Origin of the sequence: Streptomyces sp. NBC_01717 (assembly GCF_036248255.1) — a bacterium.
Taxonomy (GTDB): Bacteria; Actinomycetota; Actinomycetes; order Streptomycetales; family Streptomycetaceae; genus Streptomyces.
On record NZ_CP109178.1, the window covers coordinates 2,104,560 to 2,124,302 of the forward strand.

18 protein-coding genes are annotated in these 19,743 nt (G+C 70.7%); 9 read left to right on the forward strand and 9 right to left on the reverse strand.

Annotated features, from left to right (window positions below; all coding sequences use genetic code 11):
- The first annotated feature begins 15 nt into the window (after nt 1–15).
- Nucleotides 16–915: a 2-hydroxy-3-oxopropionate reductase gene (locus OHB49_RS09685; RefSeq protein WP_329159488.1), complete on the forward strand. Its 900-nt coding sequence runs from the start codon at nt 16–18 to the stop codon at nt 913–915.
- 197 nt (nt 916–1,112) lie between these two features.
- Nucleotides 1,113–2,570: a catalase gene (locus OHB49_RS09690; protein WP_329159490.1), complete on the forward strand. Its 1,458-nt coding sequence runs from the start codon at nt 1,113–1,115 to the stop codon at nt 2,568–2,570.
- A 341-nt stretch (nt 2,571–2,911) separates the two neighbouring features.
- Here OHB49_RS09690 and OHB49_RS09695 read toward each other — a convergent pair whose 3' ends face one another.
- From OHB49_RS09695 to gcl, 5 genes are all read right to left on the reverse strand, one after another.
- Nucleotides 2,912–3,583 carry a response regulator transcription factor gene (locus OHB49_RS09695; protein WP_329159491.1) on the reverse strand — a complete coding sequence of 224 codons (672 nt, stop codon included), beginning with the start codon at nt 3,581–3,583 and terminating at the stop codon, nt 2,912–2,914.
- Complete coding sequence (locus tag OHB49_RS09700; RefSeq protein ID WP_329159493.1) at nt 3,580–4,887, reverse strand: sensor histidine kinase; 1,308 nt, start codon at nt 4,885–4,887, stop codon at nt 3,580–3,582. The genes OHB49_RS09695 and OHB49_RS09700 overlap by 4 nt, the downstream gene beginning before the upstream one ends.
- A gap of 10 nt (nt 4,888–4,897) precedes the next feature.
- Nucleotides 4,898–6,076 (reverse strand): acyltransferase family protein, encoded by a 1,179-nt coding sequence (locus OHB49_RS09705; RefSeq protein WP_329159495.1) that lies wholly within the window; start codon nt 6,074–6,076, stop codon nt 4,898–4,900.
- The gene (locus OHB49_RS09710) at nt 6,069–7,058 is read right to left on the reverse strand and encodes an alpha/beta hydrolase (RefSeq protein WP_329159497.1); all 990 of its coding nucleotides are present in this window, start codon (nt 7,056–7,058) and stop codon (nt 6,069–6,071) included. Before OHB49_RS09710 ends, OHB49_RS09705 begins: the two co-directional genes overlap by 8 nt.
- 236 nt (nt 7,059–7,294) lie before the next feature.
- Nucleotides 7,295–9,079, reverse strand: coding sequence for a glyoxylate carboligase (gene gcl, locus OHB49_RS09715; protein WP_313939843.1), 1,785 nt, complete (start codon nt 9,077–9,079; stop codon nt 7,295–7,297).
- 251 nt (nt 9,080–9,330) lie between these two features.
- Here gcl and OHB49_RS09720 point away from each other — a divergent pair, with 251 nt between their 5' ends.
- From OHB49_RS09720 to OHB49_RS09730, 3 genes are all read left to right on the forward strand, one after another.
- Nucleotides 9,331–10,044 carry a hypothetical protein gene (locus OHB49_RS09720; RefSeq protein ID WP_030978184.1) on the forward strand — a complete coding sequence of 238 codons (714 nt, stop codon included), beginning with the start codon at nt 9,331–9,333 and terminating at the stop codon, nt 10,042–10,044.
- Between the two features lie 28 nt (nt 10,045–10,072).
- Entirely contained in the window at nt 10,073–10,579 is a 507-nt protein-coding gene (locus tag OHB49_RS09725; RefSeq protein WP_329159501.1) for a GNAT family N-acetyltransferase, read from the forward strand.
- A gap of 168 nt (nt 10,580–10,747) precedes the next feature.
- Nucleotides 10,748–10,990, forward strand: coding sequence for a hypothetical protein (locus OHB49_RS09730; protein WP_030978188.1), 243 nt, complete (start codon nt 10,748–10,750; stop codon nt 10,988–10,990).
- Nucleotides 10,991–11,023: 33 nt separating this feature from the next.
- Here the strand turns inward: OHB49_RS09730 and OHB49_RS09735 are convergent, their stop codons facing one another.
- Nucleotides 11,024–12,637 (reverse strand): AMP-binding protein, encoded by a 1,614-nt coding sequence (locus tag OHB49_RS09735; RefSeq protein ID WP_329159504.1) that lies wholly within the window; start codon nt 12,635–12,637, stop codon nt 11,024–11,026.
- Nucleotides 12,634–14,310, reverse strand: coding sequence for an AMP-binding protein (locus OHB49_RS09740; protein ID WP_329159506.1), 1,677 nt, complete (start codon nt 14,308–14,310; stop codon nt 12,634–12,636). The genes OHB49_RS09735 and OHB49_RS09740 overlap by 4 nt, the downstream gene beginning before the upstream one ends.
- 110 nt (nt 14,311–14,420) lie before the next feature.
- Here OHB49_RS09740 and OHB49_RS09745 point away from each other — a divergent pair, with 110 nt between their 5' ends.
- Nucleotides 14,421–15,263 carry a response regulator transcription factor gene (locus OHB49_RS09745; RefSeq protein WP_030978193.1) on the forward strand — a complete coding sequence of 281 codons (843 nt, stop codon included), beginning with the start codon at nt 14,421–14,423 and terminating at the stop codon, nt 15,261–15,263.
- A 107-nt stretch (nt 15,264–15,370) separates the two neighbouring features.
- On the forward strand, nt 15,371–16,018 hold the full coding sequence (locus OHB49_RS09750; RefSeq protein ID WP_329159508.1) for a LysE family translocator: 648 nt from the start codon (nt 15,371–15,373) through the stop codon (nt 16,016–16,018).
- A 7-nt stretch (nt 16,019–16,025) separates the two neighbouring features.
- Here OHB49_RS09750 and OHB49_RS09755 read toward each other — a convergent pair whose 3' ends face one another.
- Nucleotides 16,026–17,195, reverse strand: a complete 1,170-nt coding sequence (locus OHB49_RS09755; protein WP_329159510.1) for a winged helix DNA-binding domain-containing protein — start codon at nt 17,193–17,195, stop codon at nt 16,026–16,028.
- A 127-nt stretch (nt 17,196–17,322) separates the two neighbouring features.
- On the opposite strand from OHB49_RS09755, the gene OHB49_RS09760 reads away from it, so the two are divergent.
- A complete protein-coding gene (locus tag OHB49_RS09760) occupies nt 17,323–18,204 on the forward strand; it encodes a DMT family transporter (protein ID WP_329159512.1) in 882 nt (293 codons plus the stop codon).
- Between the two features lie 28 nt (nt 18,205–18,232).
- Here OHB49_RS09760 and OHB49_RS09765 read toward each other — a convergent pair whose 3' ends face one another.
- Nucleotides 18,233–19,141 (reverse strand): DUF2510 domain-containing protein, encoded by a 909-nt coding sequence (locus OHB49_RS09765; RefSeq protein WP_329159513.1) that lies wholly within the window; start codon nt 19,139–19,141, stop codon nt 18,233–18,235.
- Nucleotides 19,142–19,371: 230 nt separating this feature from the next.
- Here OHB49_RS09765 and OHB49_RS09770 point away from each other — a divergent pair, with 230 nt between their 5' ends.
- The gene (locus OHB49_RS09770; RefSeq protein ID WP_329159515.1) at nt 19,372–19,740 is read left to right on the forward strand and encodes a nuclear transport factor 2 family protein; all 369 of its coding nucleotides are present in this window, start codon (nt 19,372–19,374) and stop codon (nt 19,738–19,740) included.
- Nucleotides 19,741–19,743: the final 3 nt, after the last annotated feature.

The window sequence follows — 19,743 nt, forward strand, 5'->3', positions numbered from 1 at the left end:
CAGGAAGGCACCCTCATGAGCAACAACCTCCCCAAGGTTGCGTGGATCGGACTCGGCATCATGGGCTCCCCCATGTCCGAGAACCTGATCAAGGCCGGATACGACGTCACCGGTTACACCCTGGAGCGGGACAAGATCGACCGGCTGGTCGCCGCCGGCGGGAACGGCGCGGGCTCGATCGCCGAGGCGGTCCGGGACGCCGATGTCGTGATCACGATGGTGCCGGCCTCCCCGCAGGTCGAGGCCATCGTGTACGGCCCCGACGGCATCCTGGAGAACGCGAGGTCCGGGGCCCTGCTGATCGACATGTCCTCGATCACCCCGCAGACCTCCGTGGACCTCGCGAAGAACGCGAAGGACCGGGATATCCGCGTGCTGGACGCCCCGGTTTCCGGTGGCGAGGCCGGTGCGATCGAAGCGGTGCTGTCGATCATGGTCGGCGGCGAGCAAGCCGATTTCGACGCCGCGCAGCCGATCCTCCAGGCGCTCGGCAGGACCATCGTGCTCTGCGGTCCGCACGGCTCCGGCCAGACGGTGAAGGCCGCCAATCAGCTGATCGTCGCGGTCAACATCCAGGCCTGCGCCGAGGCCGTCGTCTTCCTGGAGAAGTCCGGGGTCGACCTCTCCGCCGCGCTCGACGTGCTGAACGGTGGGCTGGCCGGCTCGACCGTGCTGACCCGCAAGAAGGACAACTTCCTCAAGCGGGACTTCGCCCCGGGCTTCCGGATCGATCTGCACCACAAGGACATGGGCATCGTCACCGACGCCGCCCGCAATGTCGGTGCCGCGCTGCCCGTCGGTGCCGTGGTCGCGCAACTCGTCGCCTCGCTGCGCGCACAGGGCGACGGCGGCCTGGACCACTCGGCGCTGCTGCGCGCGGTCGAGCGCCTCTCAGGTCAGCCCGTCCAGGCCTGACCGGCCTGCCCCCCAGACTTCCGGATGGTGTCGGCGCCGACACCTGTCCTGTCGCGCCCAGGCGTCGGCACCATCCGGAACACCTCACTCTCAATTTCAACAAACTGTTGACGTTCGGTTCGGAGCGTACTTACGCTCCTGGAGCCCCCAGGGCGTCGCAGTTCAGCAGCTCCCGTACGGAAGGTCGCCCCGACACCATGACGCAGCGTGTGCTTACGACCGAGTCAGGCGCCCCGGTCGCCGACAACCAGAACTCCGCCGCCGCAGGCGTCGGTGGACCGATCCTCCTCCAGGACCAGCACCTGCTGGAGAAGCTCGCGCGCTTCAACCGGGAGCGCATTCCGGAGCGCGTGGTCCACGCCCGCGGCTCCGGCGCGTACGGCTACTTCGAAGTCACCGACGACGTCACCGGTTTCACCCGTGCCGACTTCCTCTCCGCCGTCGGCAAGCGCACCGAGACCTTCATCCGGTTCTCGACGGTCGCCGACTCGCTCGGCGGCGCCGACGCCGTACGCGATCCGCGCGGCTTCGCCCTCAAGTTCTACACGGACGAGGGCAACTACGACCTGGTCGGCAACAACACCCCGGTGTTCTTCATCAAGGACCCGATCAAGTTCCCCGACTTCATCCACTCGCAGAAGCGCGACCCCTTCACGGGCCGTCAGGAGCCGGACAACGTATGGGACTTCTGGGCACACGCCCCTGAGGCGACCCACCAGGTGACCTGGCTGATGGGCGACCGCGGCATCCCCGCCTCGTACCGTCACATGAACGGCTACGGCTCGCACACCTACCAGTGGACGAACGCCGAGGGCGAGGCCTTCTTCGTCAAGTACCACTTCAAGACGAACCAGGGTGTGCGCTCCCTCTCCAGCGAGCAGGCCGCCGAACTCGCGGGCAGGGACGGCAACTCGCACCAGACGGACCTGCTGCAGGCCATCGAGCGGGGCATGAACCCGTCCTGGACCCTGTACGTGCAGGTCATGCCGGCCGCCGAGGCCGCGGACTACCGCTTCAACCCGTTCGACCTCACCAAGGTGTGGCGGCACAGCGACTACCCGCTGCAGCGGGTGGGCCGGCTGGTCCTGGACCGCAACCCGGACAATGTGTTCGCCGAGGTGGAGCAGGCCGCCTTCTCCCCGAACAACTTCGTGCCCGGCATCGGCCCGTCCCCGGACAAGATGCTGCAGGGCCGCCTGTTCGCCTACGCCGACGCGCACCGCTACCGGCTCGGCGTCAACCACACCCAGCTCCCGGTGAACGCGCCACGGACCGCCGTCGTCGACAACTACGGCCGCGACGGTCTGCACGCCACCCGCAACGGTGCGCGGCACGACAAGAACTACGAGCCCAACTCGTACGCGGGCCCTGCCCAGACCGACGCGGCGCTCTCCGCCCCGCTCGCCGTCCACGGCTGGACCGGCGCCCACGCGACGCCCGCCCACGCCAAGGACGACGACTTCTTCCAGGCGGGCGAGCTCTACCGGCTGATGTCCGAGGACGAGAAGGGCCGCCTGGTCACCAACATCGCCGGAGGCCTCTCGCAGGTCACCCGCGACGACGTGATCGAGAAAAACCTCGCTCACTTCCACGCCGCGGACGCCGAGTACGGCAAGCGCGTCGATGAGGCGGTCCGCGCCCTGCGCGAGGACTAGAACATCCCGACCGCGCAAAGGATATGACGGGAGGTCATTTCCCTTGCGCTGTCCGTCCGGCCGGCCCTGAGGGGTGTCCGGCGGGACGGACGTGACTGAGGGCCGCGGCGGCGTGCGAGCCAGTGCGGTGGTGAAGGCGGCCGGCGGTCGCTCTCGACCTGACAGAGAGCGAACCCGGCCGCCCATCGCCCGTCGCCGCGGTCCCGGCACAACCTGCACACAGGACTCCGCCCGGCGGCGCGAACGAAACGGTCGCGCCGGCCTCTCGCCGTCGGGCGGTCACCACGCTCACGGGCGGGGAGTACGGACGGTCCCGCACTCCCCGCCCTTTCGTGTGTACGTCAGTAGCCGGCCGGGCGGACTAGGCCCGTCTCGTATGCGAAGACCGCCGCCTGGGTCCGGTCTCGCAGCCCCAGCTTGGCCAGGATCCGGCTCACGTGGGTCTTCGCCGTCTGCTCGGCCACCACCAGGCGTGCGGCGATCTCCGCGTTCGACAGCCCCTGAGCGATCAGGGACAGCACCTCTGTCTCGCGTTCCGTCAGGTCGCCGACGCGGTCCCTGAGCGGAGCCCTGGGCGCGGCGGTCACCCGGGAGAACTCGGCGATCAGCCGCTTGGTGACGTTCGGGGCGAGCAGCGCATCACCCGCTGCCACCACCCGCACCGCATGGGCGAGTTCCTCGACCGAAGCGTCCTTGAGCAGAAAGCCGGACGCACCCGCGCGCAGCGCCTCGTACACGTACTCGTCGAGATCGAAGGTGGTCAGGATGAGCACCTTGACCTGGGCGTCGTACGGTGACGTGATGCGACGGGTCGCCTCGATACCGCCGAGCACGGGCATCCGGACGTCCATCAGGACGACATCCGGGGCGAGTTCGGCGACCTTGGAGACTGCGTCGAGGCCGTCCACCGCCTGCCCCACGACCTCGATGCCGGGTTCGGCGTCGAGCAGCACCGTAAATCCCTGACGGACCATCACCTGGTCGTCGGCGATCAGCACGCGGATGGTCGTCACAGTGTGTCCTCAGCAGGTAAGGCGGCCAGGTCAGGGGCGCTCACCGGCAGGATAGCCGTGACCTCGTAGCCGCCGTCCGGGGTCCGTCCGGTGACGAGTTCGCCGCCCAGCATCGCGGCGCGTTCGCGCATACCGAGCAGTCCGTGACCCATGCCCCGCGACGGCGCCGCGGGTCCGTCCGACGCGGTGTTGGTGATCCGGACGGTGAGCCCGGCCGTCCCGTAGGCCGTCTCCACCCGCACCTGGGCACCGGGCGCGTGCCGCATCGCGTTGCTGAGCGCCTCCTGGACGATCCGGTACGCCGACAGCTCGACACTCGGCGGCAGTGGGCGCGGCGTGCCGGTGGTGGCGGTGGTGACCACGAGCCCGGCGCCGCGCACATTCGCCAGCAGTTCGTCCAGGCGGTCGAGAGTGGGCTGCGGAGCGTGTCCCGCCCCCTTCGAGAGGGCGTCCTCGGAGCGCAGTACGCCGAGCACATGGCGCAGTTCGGTGAGCGCCTCGACAGCGTTCTGACGGATGCCGGCGAGGTTCTCCCTGAGTTCGTCGGACGGGTTCTCGACGAGATGCGGGGCGACCTGCGCCTGGATGGAGATCACCGACATGTGGTGGGCGACCACGTCGTGCAGCTCGCGGGCGATCCGGTTGCGCTCCTCCAGCAGGGTGCGCCTGGCCCGCTCCCCGGCGGTGAGTTCCTCCTGGACGACCAACTGGGTGCGGGCCACCCGCAGGCCGCGCAGCGAGGCGCCGATCACCACGCCCGCGATCAGGACCGGGGTGCCGCGGTCGAGGACGTAGTGGTGTGCGCGGGTGGTGACGACGGTGCAGGCCAGGGCCGCGAGGAGGGTGATCACCAGCGCCCCGGCCGCCCGACGGGGTCGGACCCGCAGTGCCAGCAGGAACAGCACTCCGCACTGGATCAGGAGCCCCGAAACGGTCCAGGGGAAGAATGCGTCCGGGCTCGACCCCGGCTCCGTGATCCGCGCGGTGACGACCATGAGGACCGTCGACGCCCACCAGGCGGACACCGGGAGGAACATGCCGACGATCAGCACCGCCGCCTGGCCCATGCCGAGCAGCACCGCGTACCCGGGGACGGCGCCGCCGTCGACCGGTGCCAGAGCGCTCACCTGGGCCACCGCGAGGGCCACGGCGCAGAAGACCAGCACCATCCCGAACACCGGCCGCCAGACCGGCCATCCGGGACCCCCCATGGCAGGCAGCGGATCGGCGGGCGTCGTCAGATCCTCGAACAGGGCGCGCGGGGCCCTCCGCAGCGCGGCCCTCAACCGCTGTTCGTCCCCCACCACTGACCCCCTACTCCAGTCCCGACCAGGCACGGCGCATCACCGACTTCCGGGCAGGACGCCCCTCACGGACGATACGGCCGCCTTTCCGCGGCCGTCCCTCCTCGTACTTGCGGAACGCCGCCCAGCACACCAGCAGCGCCACGGCGAAGACCGGCAGCCAGGCCAGCCGTGCGAACACCCAGCCGAAGTCCCTGGGCACGGTGTGCAGACCGGGCAACGCCTCGCCCGCGAGGAGTCCGACGGCGGTGACCGCCATCATCGCGGTCTGGTGCCAGAGGAAGACGGTCATCGCGGAAATGTTGACCAGCGCCACCGCCGCCCAGGCCGCGGGTCGTCGCAGGACTCGCCGCAGCGGGCCGAGCAGCAGCCGGGCCGCGCCGCACTGGGCGAGGCCGAAGGTGACGGCCGCGAGGGTGGGCGGGTCGAGGTTGGAGATCCTGGAGCCGGGCACCCCGACCATGGACGCCGGGTAGCCGGCCCACAGGACGAGTCCGGCGGTGGTGGCGGCGCCGATGAGCAGCAGGGCCCATCCGGTCGACCGGCTCCGCAGGCCGCCGCGGGCCCAGCTCGCGCCCAGGCAGTACGGGACGAGCCAGCCGGCCGCCACATTGATCCAGCCGAGCCCGGCGGGACCGCCCAGCCCGAACCGGATCAGGTCGACATGGAGCACGACGGCGAGCGGCCACAGCGGATGAAGCTTCGCCACCAGCGGGGTCACCGCCGTCAGCGCCGCGAAGACCAGCAGGAACCAGAGCGGTGACAGCACCAGTTTGAGCAGCGCGTGCACGGTCTCCGTGCCCACCCCGGAGGCGAGCAGCGCGCCCGCGATCACGGCCCACACCACCAGCACGGCGGCGACCGGCCTGAACAGCCGGACGGTACGGGCGCCGAGCCACTCCCTGTACGTGGTGCCGCGGGTGCGGGCAGAGGCGTAACTCTTCGCCCCGACCTGACCGCCCACCAGGAAGAACACCGCGAGGGTCTGGAACAGCCAGGAGATCGGGGTGAGTTGGGGCATGTGCTGGAGAGGACTCGCGGCGCGCACCGTGCCGGTGTCGGCGATCAGGGCGGTCACCAGCCAGTGGCCGAGCACCACGCCCAGAATGGCGAGGGCGCGCAGTGCGTCGACGGCGCGGTCGCGGTCGGGCGGGGTGGCGGCGTCGATCCGCCGGACGAGTTCACGCATGACGGCCCTCCTCGGCAGGGGCCCGGCCGGAGACGATCCGGGCGATGTTCTGCAGCGACAAGGAGCCGGGCTTCAGGTAGTCGCTGTGGCCGCCGTCGCCCGCCGCGAAGTGCCGGGCACCGAACTCCGGGGAGACCGGGTCCGTTCCGAACCCGAGGGTGACGAAAGGCAGTCGGAGCTGTACGTGGGGCACCTCGGCGATCCAGTCGCCGCCACCCCGGCCTGCCCAGACGGTGGCCGGGGTGTCGAGTGCGGCGACGTTGTCGACGCCGGTGCCGGGGCTCCCGTAAAGGACGATGTCCGCCACCGTCAGCCCTGGCGCTGCCTCGGCACAGACGACGGATCCGTAGGAGTGGCACAGCAGCGAGGTCCGGGCGTTCGGCTCGGCTCGCCGCAACTCGGCCAGGAATGTACGCAGTTCCTTCGAGGCGGCGTCGGCCCGGCCCGTCGTCACCGACGCCCGGCTCACCGTGTCCGGCGTCTCGTAGCCGAGCCAGCCGATGACCGCAGCCCCCTCGCCCATCTCCCGGCGCAGGGCGACGGCGCCCGCCCGCAGCCGCCCGTACCGGTCGAGGCTGATGCCCGCCCCCGGGACCAGCACGGCGATCCGGCGCGCCCTGGAGAGGTCGCCGAAGACCTCGGCGCTGCGCCCGCCGTCGCGGCCGTCGAAGGAGAAGAAGTGGCGCGCCGGGTCGGCGAGTCCGCGCAGCGCTGTGGCCCGCTTGCCGTCGCCGTGGCGGGCGGCCATCCGCTCGGCCGCGAGGACGGAGCCGCGGTTGACGGCGTACCGGTCGGCAAGGTCTGCGGCGGTCGCGTCGCGGAGCGGGGCAAGGGCGGCCGGGGCCGGCGCCGGGACGGCCGAGGGCCGGGCCGCGCCCGCCATGGGCACGGCGACCGCAGCGATGACGAGCGCGGCGAGCAGCGTCCGGACAGCGCGCGGAAGGTTCCTGCGCGGATGGCTCCTGGGCGGGCTGGGCGCCATGAGGGATGGTCCTTCCGTACCGGATGTCCGTGGAGATGGTCAGTGGTGCTTCCGGTACAGAAGCTAGGGAGCGGGCCTCGTGGTCGGCGTCCACCTGGGGAGGGCACCTTCCCGGTAACCCTGAAGTACTACGGGTAGGGGGAGTTGGCGCTTTCGCGAGGCCCGGACACACGTGTGGGGGCGGACCACCGGGTTCCGGTGGTCCGCCCCCACACAGGCCGCAGAGGAGAGAGGCGTCAGCTCGCGACGAAGGGGCGGATCGAGGTCGGGGCGTGCCCCGGCTCGGTGGCGATGTCCTCCCACTCGTTGATGGCGTCGATACCCGCGGCGCCCATCGAGATGTTGGTGACCCGCTCCAGGATCGCCTCGACGACCACCGGGACACGGAACTCGGCGGCCAGCTTCTTGGCCTCCTCGAACGCGGGCAGCAGCTGGTCCGGCTCGGTGACCCGGATCGCCTTGCAGCCCAGGCCCTCGACGACCTTGACGTGGTCGACGCCGTAGACACCCAGTTCCGGGGAGTTGATGTTCTCGAACTCCAGGTTGACCTGGAAGTTGATGTCCAGGTTGCGCTGTGCCTGGCGGATCAGCCCCAGGTAGGAGTTGTTCACCAGGACATGCACGTACGGGATGTTGTGCTGTGCGCCGACCGCCAGCTCCTCCAGCATGAACTGGAAGTCGTAGTCGCCGGAGAGCGCGACCACCTGGCCCTCGGGGTCGGCGGTGGCGACGCCCAGCGCGGCCGGGATGGTCCAGCCGAGCGGACCGGCCTGACCGCAGTTGATCCAGTGGCGCGGCCTGTAGACGTGCAGCATCTGCGCGCCGGCGATCTGGGAGAGGCCGATCGTGGTGACGTAGCGCGTCTCCGGTCCGAAGGCGCGGTTCATCTCCTCGTACACGCGCTGCGGCTTCAGCGGCACGTTGTCGAAGTGGGTACGTCGCTGCAGCCGGGCCTTGCGCTCCTGGGTGGAGGCGGCCCACGCGCTGCGGTCCGGCAGCCTGCCGGCGGCCTCGAGCTCCTTCGCCACTTCGACGAAGAGCTCCAGCGCGGCTTTGGCGTCGGAGGCGATACCGAGGTCCGGTGCGAAGATCTTGCCGAGCTGGGTGGGCTCGATGTCGACGTGGACGAACGTGCGGCCCTTGGTGTAGACGGCCAGGTCGCCGGTGTGCCGGTTGGCCCAGCGGTTGCCGATGCCCAGGACGAAGTCCGACTCCAGGAAGTTCGCGTTGCCGTAGCGGTGCGAGGTCTGCAGGCCGACCATGCCGGCGTTCAGCTCGTGGTCGTCGGCGAGGATGCCCCAGCCCATCAGGGTCGGGATGACCGGGGTGCCCGTCAGCTCGGCGAACTCGACGAGGAGTTCGCAGGCGTCGGCGTTGATGATGCCGCCACCGGCGACGATCACCGGGCGCTCGGATGCGAGCAGGAGCCCGATCGCCTTCTCGATCTGGGCGCGGGACGCGGCCGGCTTGTAGACGGGCAGCGGCTGGTACGTCTCCGGGTCGAATTCGATCTCCGTCAGCTGGACGTCGATCGGCAGGTCGATGAGGACCGGGCCGGGGCGGCCCGACCGCATCAGATGGAAGGCCTGCTGAAAGACGCCGGGCACCTGCGCGGCCTCCAGGACGGTCGTCGCGGCCTTGGTCACCGGCTTGGCGATGGAGGCGATGTCGACGGCCTGGAAGTCCTCCTTGTGGAGCTTGGCCACCGGCGCCTGGCCGGTGATGCAGAGGATCGGAATGGAGTCGGCGATCGCCGAGTAGAGCCCGGTGATCATGTCGGTCCCGGCGGGCCCCGACGTACCGATGCAGACGCCGATGTTCCCTGCCCTGCTCCGGGTGTAGCCCTCGGCCATGTGGGACGCGCCCTCGACATGGCGGGCGAGCGTGTGGTCGATGCCACCGCCGGCCTTGAGCGCCGCATAGAACGGGTTGATCGCTGCGCCCGGCACGCCGAACGCGTTGGTGACGCCTTCCAGCTTGAGGATCTCAACTGCCGCTCGGGCAGCGGTCATTCGAGGCATGGAGTACTCCTGCTCGGACGGGTGGAGTCGGGCTCTGTCGCGCCACCTGAGAGCGCCTATTCCGCATTACGAAAGTTTGTTTCTGCTATACGGAAGCAATCTAAGCTGCGGTCGAGTGGCCGTCAAGACCGATGAATCCGCCAAGTCGCTCCCCCGCGCCTCGCTCTTGGTGGACCATGGGGACGGAGCACAGGGGACACGGGGCGCGGAGGCCCCGGGGCGGCGCCGGGGGGCGCCGGAGGGAGACCACAGTGGAGTCCGTGCCGGTACGCTGCCCGGCCTGCGGCCGCGATCACGCCTACCTCACGCCGGTCTACCCGTGCCCGTGCGGGACCCCCATCGCCCCGCCCGTGCTGGGCGGCGGGGTGGTCGAGCCGATCACCCACCGCACCTGGAACGAGGACTGGGTGACGGTGCGCTGCCGCACCTGCGGACGCCACGACCAGTGGCCTCAGCCGGAGCTGTGCTGTCCGTGCGGTACGGTCCTGCGGATCCCGGTCCGCCCGGCCACGGCGTCCGCGCCCGGCCCGGACGCCGGGACTCTGCCCACCCACATCCCGCTGCCGCGGACGGCGGCGGCGCCCCGCCCGGCGTTCCGGCCGATGACGATCCGGACCGGCCGCGACGCGGTCACCGCCGCCGCGATGTATCTGCGGTGGCTCGGCTACCGTGACGTCGTACAGCCCGCGGAACGCCCCGCTTCCCGGATCGATCTGCGCGCCGCCGGGCTGATCGCCCAGGTCGACTCGACCACCCGGCCGACCCCCCTGCGCGATGTCGAATGTCTCTGGCTGAACGGCTTGAACGCCTCGGTGACCAGTGTCTTCTTCTCACTGGCGGGCTATGCGCAGGACGCCAGGGCGCGGGCGGACGGTCTCTGCCTCCCGCTCTTCGTGATGGACCTCACCGGGACCCCGCAGCCGGTCAACGGCCCGGCGGACGAACTGCTCTCCACCGGCGCCTGACCACCGTACCGACCGCCATACTGGCGGCATGCGCATCCGTCCCGCCCGCCGCTCCGACCTTCCACTGCTCCAGGAGATCGAGCGCGCCGCCGGCGAACCCTTCCGCACCCTCGCCATGTCCGCCGTCGCGGACGACGACCCGCCGCCTCTCGATCTGCTGGACGAATACCGCAAGGCCGGCCGCGCCTGGGTGGCCGCGGACGCCGACGACCGTCCGGTCGGCTACGTGATCGCCGATCCGGTCGACGACGCGGCCCATGTCGAGCAGGTCTCGGTCCATCCGTCCGTCGCCCGGCGCGGCGTCGGCAGCGCGCTCATCGACCACCTCGCGCTCTGGGCGGGCGAGCACCGGCTCGAAGCCCTCACCCTCACCACCTTCTCGCACGTCCCGTGGAACGCGCCGTACTACACGCGCCTCGGCTTCCGCACGCTCACGGAGGCCGAACTCACCGACGGACTGCGGAAGATCAGGGCGGAGGAGGCCGAACACGGCCTCGACCGCTGGCCGAGGGTCTGCATGCGACGCGAACTCTGACACGGCGACACGATTCGGATGCTTCCGCGCGGGCCCCCGTGCCGGCCCGGACACCCGCCCCGACGCCGCAGCGGAACCGGCCGGCAACAGCGAGTGCAATCCGTCACGTTCGGCCCTGCGGCCACAAATGTTCGGTCGCTGTCAGTGGGCGGCCGTAGAGTGGGGCGCATGGTCTTAACTCCACGACTCTCACCATCTTTCGCCCCGCCAAACACCGCACAGAGCGTCGAACAGTCCGCACAGCCGACCCACCCGGCCGCCGTCGAGGCGAACGAGGCGATCCGTGCGCTCGTGGACGCACGAGCCGGCCAGGACTGGTCCTCCGTGGAGTCCGCGGCCTACGAGGTGCTGCTCATCGAATGGGCGGCGGCCACTCGGGGCGCTGCCGGCGACATCATCGAAGCCGCCTGACAGCGCCCGTCGGCGCCACTCCGGCCGGGCCGCCTAGCCATAGTTCTCCCGCAGTTCGATCTTCCGGACCTTCCCGCTCACCGTCATCGGGAAGGTCTCCAGGATCTGCAGCCGTCGCGGAATCTTGTAGTGCGCCAACTGCTCGCGGCAGTACTCCGTCACCTCCTCAAGAGTCGGCGGCTGCGCCGGGTCCCGGGGGATGACGCAGGCCAGGATCTCCTCGCCGTACGTCTCGTCCGGTACGCCCACCACCTGCACGTCGGCAATCTTCGGATGGCCGTAGAGGAACTCCTCGATCTCCCGCGGATACACGTTCTCGCCCCCGCGGATGATCATGTCCTTGATGCGGCCGACGATCTGCACGTAGCCGTCCTCGCGCATCACCGCGAGGTCACCGGTGTGCATCCAGCGCCCCGCGTCGATCACTTCCGCGGTCCGCTCGGGCTGCTCCCAGTAGCCGAGCATCACGCTGTAGCCGCGGGTACAGAGCTCGCCGGCCGCGCCGCGCTCCAGGGTCACGCCCGTCGCCGGGTCGACGACCTTCACCTCGATGTGCGGCATCACGCGGCCGACCGTTCCGGTGCGGCGCTCCAAGTCGTCGTCGCGGCGGGTCTGGGTGGAGACCGGGGAGGTCTCCGTCATGCCGTAGCAGATGGACACCTCGTCCATGTGCATCTCGGCGACGACCCGCTTCATCACTTCGACCGGGCAGGGTGATCCGGCCATGATCCCGGTGCGCAGCGAGGAAAGGTCGTACGAGGCGAAGTCCGGATGGTTCAGCTCCGCGATGAACATGGTGGGGACGCCGTAGAGCGAGGTGCAGCGCTCCGCCTGGACCGCCGCGAGGACGGCGGCGGGCTCGAAGGCGGGGGCCGGGATCACGATGCAGGCGCCGTGCGAGGTGATGCCGAGGTTGCCCATCACCATGCCGAAGCAGTGGTAGAAGGGAACGGGCAGACATACCCGGTCCTGTTCCGTGTAGGCGACCATCTCCCCCACGAAATAGCCGTTGTTGAGGATGTTGTGGTGCGAGAGGGTGGCGCCCTTGGGGAAGCCCGTCGTGCCCGAGGTGTACTGGATGTTGATCGGGTCGTCGCAGGACAGCTCGGCTTCTCGGGCCGCCAGTTGTCCGGCGGTGACGGCTGCGGCCGCTGCCGTCAGCTCGTCCCAGGACGGATCGCCGATGTAGTGCACGGCGCGCAGGGCGGGGCAGTTGGCCCGGACCTGGCCGACGAGGGCGCGGTAGTCGCTGGTGCGGTGGGCGAGCGAGGAGATCAGGAGGGAGATCCCGGCCTGGCCGAGCACGTACTCCAGCTCGTGCGCCCGGTAGGCCGGGTTGATGTTGACCATGACCGCGCCGATGCGGGCGGTGGCGTACTGGACGAGCACCCACTCGGGACAGTTGATCGCCCAGATGCCGACGCGGTCGCCCTTCGCCACTCCGGAGCCCATCAGAGCGCGCGCCAACTCGTCGACGGCGGCGCCGAATTCCGCGTACGTCCAGCGTCGTCCCGAGGCGACGTCGACAAGCGCCTCACGCTCCGGGTACGCCTCGATCGCCCGGTCGAGATTGCGCCCGATGGTGTCGCCGAGCAGGGCCGTGGTGCCGGTGCCGTGCGCGTAGGAAAGGCCGGTCCGTCCGCTCATCGCAGATCCCCCTCGTCGAATTCGGTGCCGACGCCCTCGGCCGTACGCTCGCGCAGCTCGATCCGGCGGATCTTGCCGGACACGGTCTTCGGCAGTTCGGCGAATTCCAGCCGGCGGATCCGCTTGTACGGGGCCAGCACCGCCCTCGAGTGCGCGAACAGCACCTTCGCGGTGTCCGGGCCGGGCTCCCAGCCCTCCGCGAGCACGACGTACGCCTTCGGGACCGCGAGCCGGACCGGGTCGGGCGCGGGCACGACCGCGGCCTCGGCGACCGCTTCGTGCTCCAGCAGCGCGCTCTCCAGCTCGAACGGCGAGATCTTGTAGTCGGATGCCTTGAAGACGTCGTCGGCGCGGCCGACATAGGTGATGTAGCCGTCCTCGTCGCGGGAGCCGATGTCGCCGGTTCGGTAGTAGCCGCCCGCCATCGCCTCGGCCGTACGGTCCGGGTCGCCGTGGTATCCGGTCATCAGGCCGACCGGACGGTCCGACAGGTCGAGGGAGATCTCGCCCTCCGTCGCGCCGGGCCGGCCGGTGACCGGGTCGAGGAGGACGACCTTGAAGCCGGGGCTCGGCCGCCCCATGGAACCGGACTTCAGCAGCTGGCCGGGAGTGTTGGCGACCTGGACGGCGGTCTCGGTCTGGCCGAATCCGTCCCGGATGGTGACGCCCCACGCGCGCCGGATCGTCTCGATGACCTCGGGGTTCAGCGGCTCGCCCGCCGCGACGACCTCGCGCGGCGGGGTCCTCAGCTGGGAGAGATCGGCCTGGATCAGCATCCGCCAGACGGTGGGCGGGGCACAGAAGCTGGTGACGCCCGAGCGGTCCATCTCGGCCATCAGCCGGCCCGCGTCGAACCGGGTGTAGTTGAAGATGAAGACGGTCGCCTCCGCGCTCCACGGCGCGAAGAGGTTCGACCAGGCGTGCTTGGCCCAGCCCGGCGAGGAGATGTTGAGGTGGACGTCACCGGGCCTGAGGCCGATCCAGTACATCGTCGACAGGTGGCCCACCGGGTACGAGACATGGGTGTGCTCGACCAGCTTGGGGCTGGCGGTCGTGCCGGACGTGAAGTACAGCATCAGCGGTTCGTCGGCGTCGGTCTCCCGGTCCGCCTCGAAGCTCTCCGGCTGCTCGTCGGCGCCGCTGTACGGATGCCAGCCCTCGACCTCGTCGCCGACGGCGAGCCGGGTGTAGTCACCGGGCACCTCGTCGAACTTGGCGGCGTCCGCGTCCCGCACGATCACATGCCGGACCCGGCCGCGGTCCACCCGGTCGCGCAGGTCGACGGGGCCGAGGAGCGGCGTGGCGGGGATGACGACGGCGCGCAGCTTCATCGCGGCGAGGGCCGTCTCCCACAGCTCGACCTGGTTGCCGAGCATGACGAGGATCCGGTCCCCGGCGCGTACCCCCTGGGCACGCAGCCAGTTCGCCGCCTGGTTGGAGCGGGCGGACATCCGGGCGAAGGACGCCTCGGTGCGCCGGCCGTCCTCCTCCACGATGTGCAGAGCCGTGCGGTCGTTGTTCTCCGCGATGACGTCGAACCAGTCCAGCGCCCAGTTGAAATGGTCGGCCCGGGGCCAACGGAAACCCTCGTAGGCCGCCGCATAGTCCTCGCGGTGCTGCAGCAGAAAGTCCCGGGCGGCCCGAAACGTTTCCGTCGCGTTCGTCGCCGACATGTGCCCTCCTCATTGCGGACCGGACCGGTCACTTAACATCATGAAAACAGTGACCCAGGTCTCACCACCCCCGAACGGGGGTACAGAGAGCGGGGCGGAGGGGCGACAGCGTGCCGGAACCGGTCGATACGGTCGAGATGCAAGCGGCGCTGCTGCGGCTGCGCCGGACGAGCGGACTGCCCGTCACGTTCGGCGGACTGCTCTCGGACCCGCGCCACGCCAGGATCGTGGAACTCAACGGGGCGCAGACCACCGCGCTGCGCGGGCTCGTCATATCGGCCGGCAGCGGGCTCGGCGGCAAGTCGATCGCCCTGTCGCGGCCGTGCGCGGTGACCGACTACCCGTCGTCGCGGCACATCAGCCACGAGTACGACACCGCGGTCGCCGCGGAGGGCCTGCGCTCGGTGGTCGCGGTCCCGGTCGTCGTACGCCGGAGGGTACGGGGCGTGCTGTACGGGGCGCTGCGTGAGCCGCTCACCCTCGGGGACCGTACGTTCGACGCGGCAGTCGCGGCGGCCCGCGACGTGGAACAGGCCCTTGTCGTACGGGACGAGGTGCAGCAGCTCCTGTCCGTCACCCGGGACCAGGTGACGGACCCCCGGGCCGCTCCGGGGGCCTGGGAGGACGTCCGCGAGGCGCACCGCGAACTGCGCGCGCTCGCTCCCAAGGTGGCCGACCCGGCGCTGCGCGAGGAGCTGCTCTCGGTGTGCGCGCGGCTGGCCTCGGCGTCCGGGGCGCAGGAGACACACTCCCGTGAGGTGCTGCTGGCGCCGCGCGAGGTCGACGTCCTCGCCTGTGTGGCGTCGGGCGCGACCAACGCTGTGGCGGCCGGCCGGCTGGGCCTTCGGCCGGAGACGGTGAAGGGGTATCTGCGCTCGGCGATGCGGAAGCTGGGGGCGCACACCCGGCTGGAAGCGGTGGTCGCCGCGCGCCGGGCGGGGCTGCTGCCGTAGACCGACCGGCACATGGCGACGCCCCCATGCGCCGGTCGGTCCTGGTCGCGTGCCTGACGTCGGCGGTGGCTTCTGCCGTACCGTCGGGGCCGAGGGGGGTGACGGACATGGTGTCCACGCATCAATATCTCGCCTTCGCGGCGATGTCCCTGCTGGTGATCGTGATCCCTGGGCCGAGCGTGCTGTTCGTGATCGGCCGGGCACTGGCCCACGGCCGCCGCACCGCGCTGGCCACGGTGCTGGGCAATGTCGTCGGCTCGTACGGCCTGGTGGTGGCGGTCGCGCTGGGGATCGGTTCGCTGGTCGAGCGCTCGGCGGCGGTCTTCGTGGCGGTGAAGCTGGCGGGTGCCGCGTATCTGGTCCTCCTGGGAGTGCAGGCGTTCCGGCATCGCAAGGAGATGAAGCTGGAGGCCGTCCGTACGTCGCCGGAACGGCCCGCCCGCGGTGATCTGCGGACGGTGGCGGACGGTGTGGTCGTCGGTGTCACCAACCCGAAGGGAATCGTCTTCTTCGCCGCCGTACTCCCCCAGTTCGTGGATCCGTCGACGGGTCATCTCCCGGCCCAGATGCTGCTGTTGGGCCTGGTTCCGATCGCCATCGGTCTCGTGACGGACACGCTCTGGGGGCTCGGCGCCTCGGCCGCCCGGAGTTGGTTCGCCCGGTCGGAGCGGCGGCTGTCGTTGATCGGCGGGGCGGGTGGCTTCGCGATGATCGGCCTGGGCGTGACGGTGGCGGCGACGGGCCGAGCCGACTGAACCCGGTTCACTGCCCGAAGTCGATGAACGGCGCGAACCGGATGTCGTGCGCGGGTGCCTGCGTGGGCGCCATCGTGGCGAGCATCCGCAGGCCCTCCTCCGTCACGGCGTCGCGCTCGGCCCGGCTGAGCTTCCCCAGCGCCTGCACCGTGACGATCCCTTCGCCGACGGACTTCCCGCCGGACTTCTTGCCGGGCGCGCCGATTCGCCAGATCGCGGCGAGGAACCCGTCGACCAGCACGGTTCCGTACGTCTGGTTGCCGTTCCCGTTGCGTCCCCGGTACTGCGGTGGGATGACGCGCGTACGGTCGGCGTGGCCGAGCAGCACGTTGTCGAACTCGGGCAGGAAGCGCGGCGGGGCAGGGGTGTCCGCGTCGGGGCGCGGGGCGTCCGGCAGGTCGAAGAGCTCGACGCCGTTCTCGTCGCGGAAGGTGGTCAGCTGCGACCGCAGCCGTTCGAAGGCCTCCCGCAGCCGGGTCAGCCCCGCCCACGTCTGCATGTCCTTCACGGAGGCGGGGCCGAACGCCCCGAGGTAGCGCAGCACGGTCGCGTCGGGTGTGGGCGTCGGCTCCGCCGGCCGGCCGAGCCAGTGCTCCGCGGTGGTCAGCGCGACCTGGCCGCTGCGGCCCCACAGCCCGCGCGGGGTGACCTGGACCAGGGGCAGGACGCAGCGGGCTGCCACGGTCAGGGCCTGCGGGTCGGCGTCCGGCCACTCGGCGAGCAGCGCCTCGCGGATCTCCTTCGGGGTACGGGGCCGGGCCTCGACAAGCTCCCTGCCGAGCGCCGCGAGCCGGTCCGGATCCACACCGACGAGCCCGTTGCGGAACATCTTGAGCTCCCGGTCGCGGGCCGGCTGGACCAGCGGGCGCAGGGTGAGCGCGTCGTCGGCGGTGTGCGTGTGGATGGTGGACCGCAGGGTGACGATACGGACCACCTCGCGGGACTCCATCAGCCCCGAGAGTTCGGCGGGGTCGAAGCCCTCGAGCCGGGCGAAGAGCTGGTGGTAGGGCGGCTTGGTGTTCTGTGCCTGGAGCCCGACGAGATGTCCGACGGCGTCCTTCGCGGACATCGGGCTCCGGCGCAGGAGCAGTTGGCGCGCCAGGGTGGCGCGGCCCAGTGCGCGGGGCGACAGCACGGGGAGCGAGGCGCGTGCGGCGGAGTATGTCTTCGCGGCCATGAACGGCACGCTACGCGGGCTTGCGGACATCTTCGGTCCGCGACTGCGCATCTCTCCCCTCCCCGGGCCGCCGCACCGAGGACGGCAGGACCCGGGATTGTGGGCGGACCGCCCGCATCATGGTCCGGTGATCAGTGTCCTGTTCGCCATCCTGACCGCACTCAGCAACGGCGCCGCCTCTGTGCTGCAACGCCGCGCCGCCCGCTCGGTACCCGACACCGAGGCGATGCGTCTGTCGCTGATCGGCCATCTGCTGCGCCAGAAGGTGTGGCTGGCCGGGATCGGCCTGGTGATCGTCGCCGCCGTCTGCCAGGCCACTGCGCTGGCCACCGGGCCGATCTCGGTGGTCCAGCCGATCTTCGTCATCGAGCTGCCGGCGACGCTGCTGCTGGCCGGGTTCGTGATGCGGATCCGAGTGCCCCGTGGGGTCTGGTACGGGGTCGCTGCCGTGACGTTCGGACTGGCCCTCGGCATGGCCTCCGCCGCACCGGGCGGCGGCAGTTCCTCGGTGCGGGGCGCGGCGTGGATCCCGGCGCTGATCCTGACGGGGATCTTCGAGGCGGCGCTGATCGCCGGAGCACGGTCCACCCGCGGCAACCCCCGTGGGGCGCTGCTCGGTCTGGCCGCCGCATGCGGGTACGCGCTCACCGCCGCCCTGATGAAGGACGCCATGGGGCGGCTCGGCGACGGCGGCGGGGCAGCCGCTCTCATGACGTCCTGGCAGCTGTACGCCACCGCCGCCGCCGGGGTGGGATCGCTGTTCCTCCTTCAGAACGCCCTGCAGGCGGGCACCCTGGTCGCCGTACAGCCGATGCTGACGCTGGGCGACGCGATGATCAGCATCCTGTACGGCGTGACCCTGTTCGGCGAGCATCTGCGTACCGACTGGTGGCTGCTGCCCGAACTGGCGGCGCTCACCCTGATCGCCCTGGGCTGCGTCGAACTGGCCCGCTCACCGCTGGCATCCGGCAACGCCGTACCGCCCTCGCGCGGCACCCGCGTGAAGTGACGGCCCGCCTGCCGGGAGGTGAGGCTCCTCAGGCGGTCTGTCCGGATCCCGACCCTGTACCGGAAGCGGCCTTGATGCCCTTCGTGATCTCGTCCATCACCGAGAGCGAGGGCGCCTTGGAGCTGATGTCGAAGCCGGAGCGCACGACGACCAGCATGTCCGCGGAGTGCGGGGACGGGAGGACCAGCGACTGCACGTACCCGTCGTCGCCCTTCTTCGTGACCACCTTCCAGCGCACCAGGTAGCCCTTCTGGCCGGCGACGGTGACCGGCTCGGACTTGAGCTGCTGGTGCGAACTGATGGCGCCGTAGGCCTTGCCGCCGTACGACTCCTTGGCGTTGACGGCGATGTCCGCCTTGGCAGCCGCCTCCGCCGTGCTCTCCGTGATCTTCAGCGCCTGGGCCGGGGCGGCGAACACTCCGCCGCGCTCACACTTCTGCGAGGTGTCGGCCGGGCAGGTGTAGGTGCCGGTGCTCACCGACGCACCGATCGTGGCCGACTGCCCCTTCCAGCCGTCCGGCACCGGAAGGCTGACGCCGCTCATCACGTCCGTCACATAGCCGTCCTCGGACGGCGGCTGCTGCGGTTGCTGCTGGTCGGGCGCCGGGCTCCGGCCACCGTCGCCGGGACCACCCCGGCCGTCCTGGCCGTCCTGCCCGCCGGGAAGACTGGGCGCGGGCGACGCGGCGTCGGAGGAGGTGTTCTTCGTACGGCCGGAGTCGTCGGTCAGCATCAGGACACCGCCCGCGATCGCGGCGAGGACCACCACACCGGCGGTGACACCGACCCCGATCCGGATCCGGCGGCGCCGGACGACCGCGGGCGGCATGCGGAGCTGATCGGTCCACCGGCTCCCGTCCCACCAGCGTTCCTGAACGGGGCCTGTTCCTGTGTACCCGGGGTCCGTATGCCAGCCGGGGGGGCTCATCTCGGTCACGACGTCCACCGTAGAGGCCCTCCGTGAAAATCAGATGAAACCGGTCCGCCGAATCCGGCCGTGCCCCTACCTCACGGAGCTTCCCACGAGGACCGTCCGACCGTGACCGGGGAGGTGCCGACCATGACCTGGGAGGTAATCGACGCCTTTTCCCCCGTCGGACATCGTGTTCCTCACGAGCGGCACCGGAGCTCGGCCGCAGGGCCGGGACATGACGGAAGGACAGCACGATGACCGCATACGAGGACGCCGTCCGGCGCTACTTCGTCGCCTGGAACGCGGCGACGCCCGAGGACGTCGCCAAGGCCGTCGCCGCCGCGTTCACCGAGGACGCCACCTACACCGACCCGCTGGCCGACGTACGCGGCCACGACGGGCTCGCCGCCGCGATCAGTGGTGCCCGTCAGCAGTTCCCGGGCTTCGAGTTCAAGCTGACCGGCACCCCCGACGGGCACCACGACATCGTCCGTTTCAGCTGGGACCTGGTCTCCACCGCCGATGGTTCGGCGCCCGCCGCCGGGTCCGACGTCATCACCCTCGACGATGACGGGCGCATCAGCTCCGTCAGCGGCTTCCTGGACCGGGTCCCCGGCGCCTGAGCG

Bases quoted from the DNA above. Each gene is read 5' to 3' on its own strand.
- OHB49_RS09755 (WP_329159510.1), bottom strand. From the start codon at position 17,195: ATGGCCGCGAAGACATACTCCGCCGCACGCGCCTCGCTCCCCGTGCTG.
- OHB49_RS09770 (WP_329159515.1), top strand. From the start codon at position 19,372: ATGACCGCATACGAGGACGCCGTCCGGCGCTACTTCGTCGCCTGGAAC.
- OHB49_RS09710 (WP_329159497.1), bottom strand. From the start codon at position 7,058: ATGGCGCCCAGCCCGCCCAGGAGCCATCCGCGCAGGAACCTTCCGCGC.
- OHB49_RS09705 (WP_329159495.1), bottom strand. From the start codon at position 6,076: ATGCGTGAACTCGTCCGGCGGATCGACGCCGCCACCCCGCCCGACCGC.
- OHB49_RS09690 (WP_329159490.1), top strand. From the start codon at position 1,113: ATGACGCAGCGTGTGCTTACGACCGAGTCAGGCGCCCCGGTCGCCGAC.
- OHB49_RS09685 (WP_329159488.1), top strand. From the start codon at position 16: ATGAGCAACAACCTCCCCAAGGTTGCGTGGATCGGACTCGGCATCATG.
- OHB49_RS09725 (WP_329159501.1), top strand. From the start codon at position 10,073: ATGCGCATCCGTCCCGCCCGCCGCTCCGACCTTCCACTGCTCCAGGAG.
- OHB49_RS09730 (WP_030978188.1), top strand. From the start codon at position 10,748: ATGGTCTTAACTCCACGACTCTCACCATCTTTCGCCCCGCCAAACACC.
- OHB49_RS09740 (WP_329159506.1), bottom strand. From the start codon at position 14,310: ATGTCGGCGACGAACGCGACGGAAACGTTTCGGGCCGCCCGGGACTTT.
- OHB49_RS09750 (WP_329159508.1), top strand. From the start codon at position 15,371: ATGGTGTCCACGCATCAATATCTCGCCTTCGCGGCGATGTCCCTGCTG.
- gcl (WP_313939843.1), bottom strand. From the start codon at position 9,079: ATGCCTCGAATGACCGCTGCCCGAGCGGCAGTTGAGATCCTCAAGCTG.
- OHB49_RS09735 (WP_329159504.1), bottom strand. From the start codon at position 12,637: ATGAGCGGACGGACCGGCCTTTCCTACGCGCACGGCACCGGCACCACG.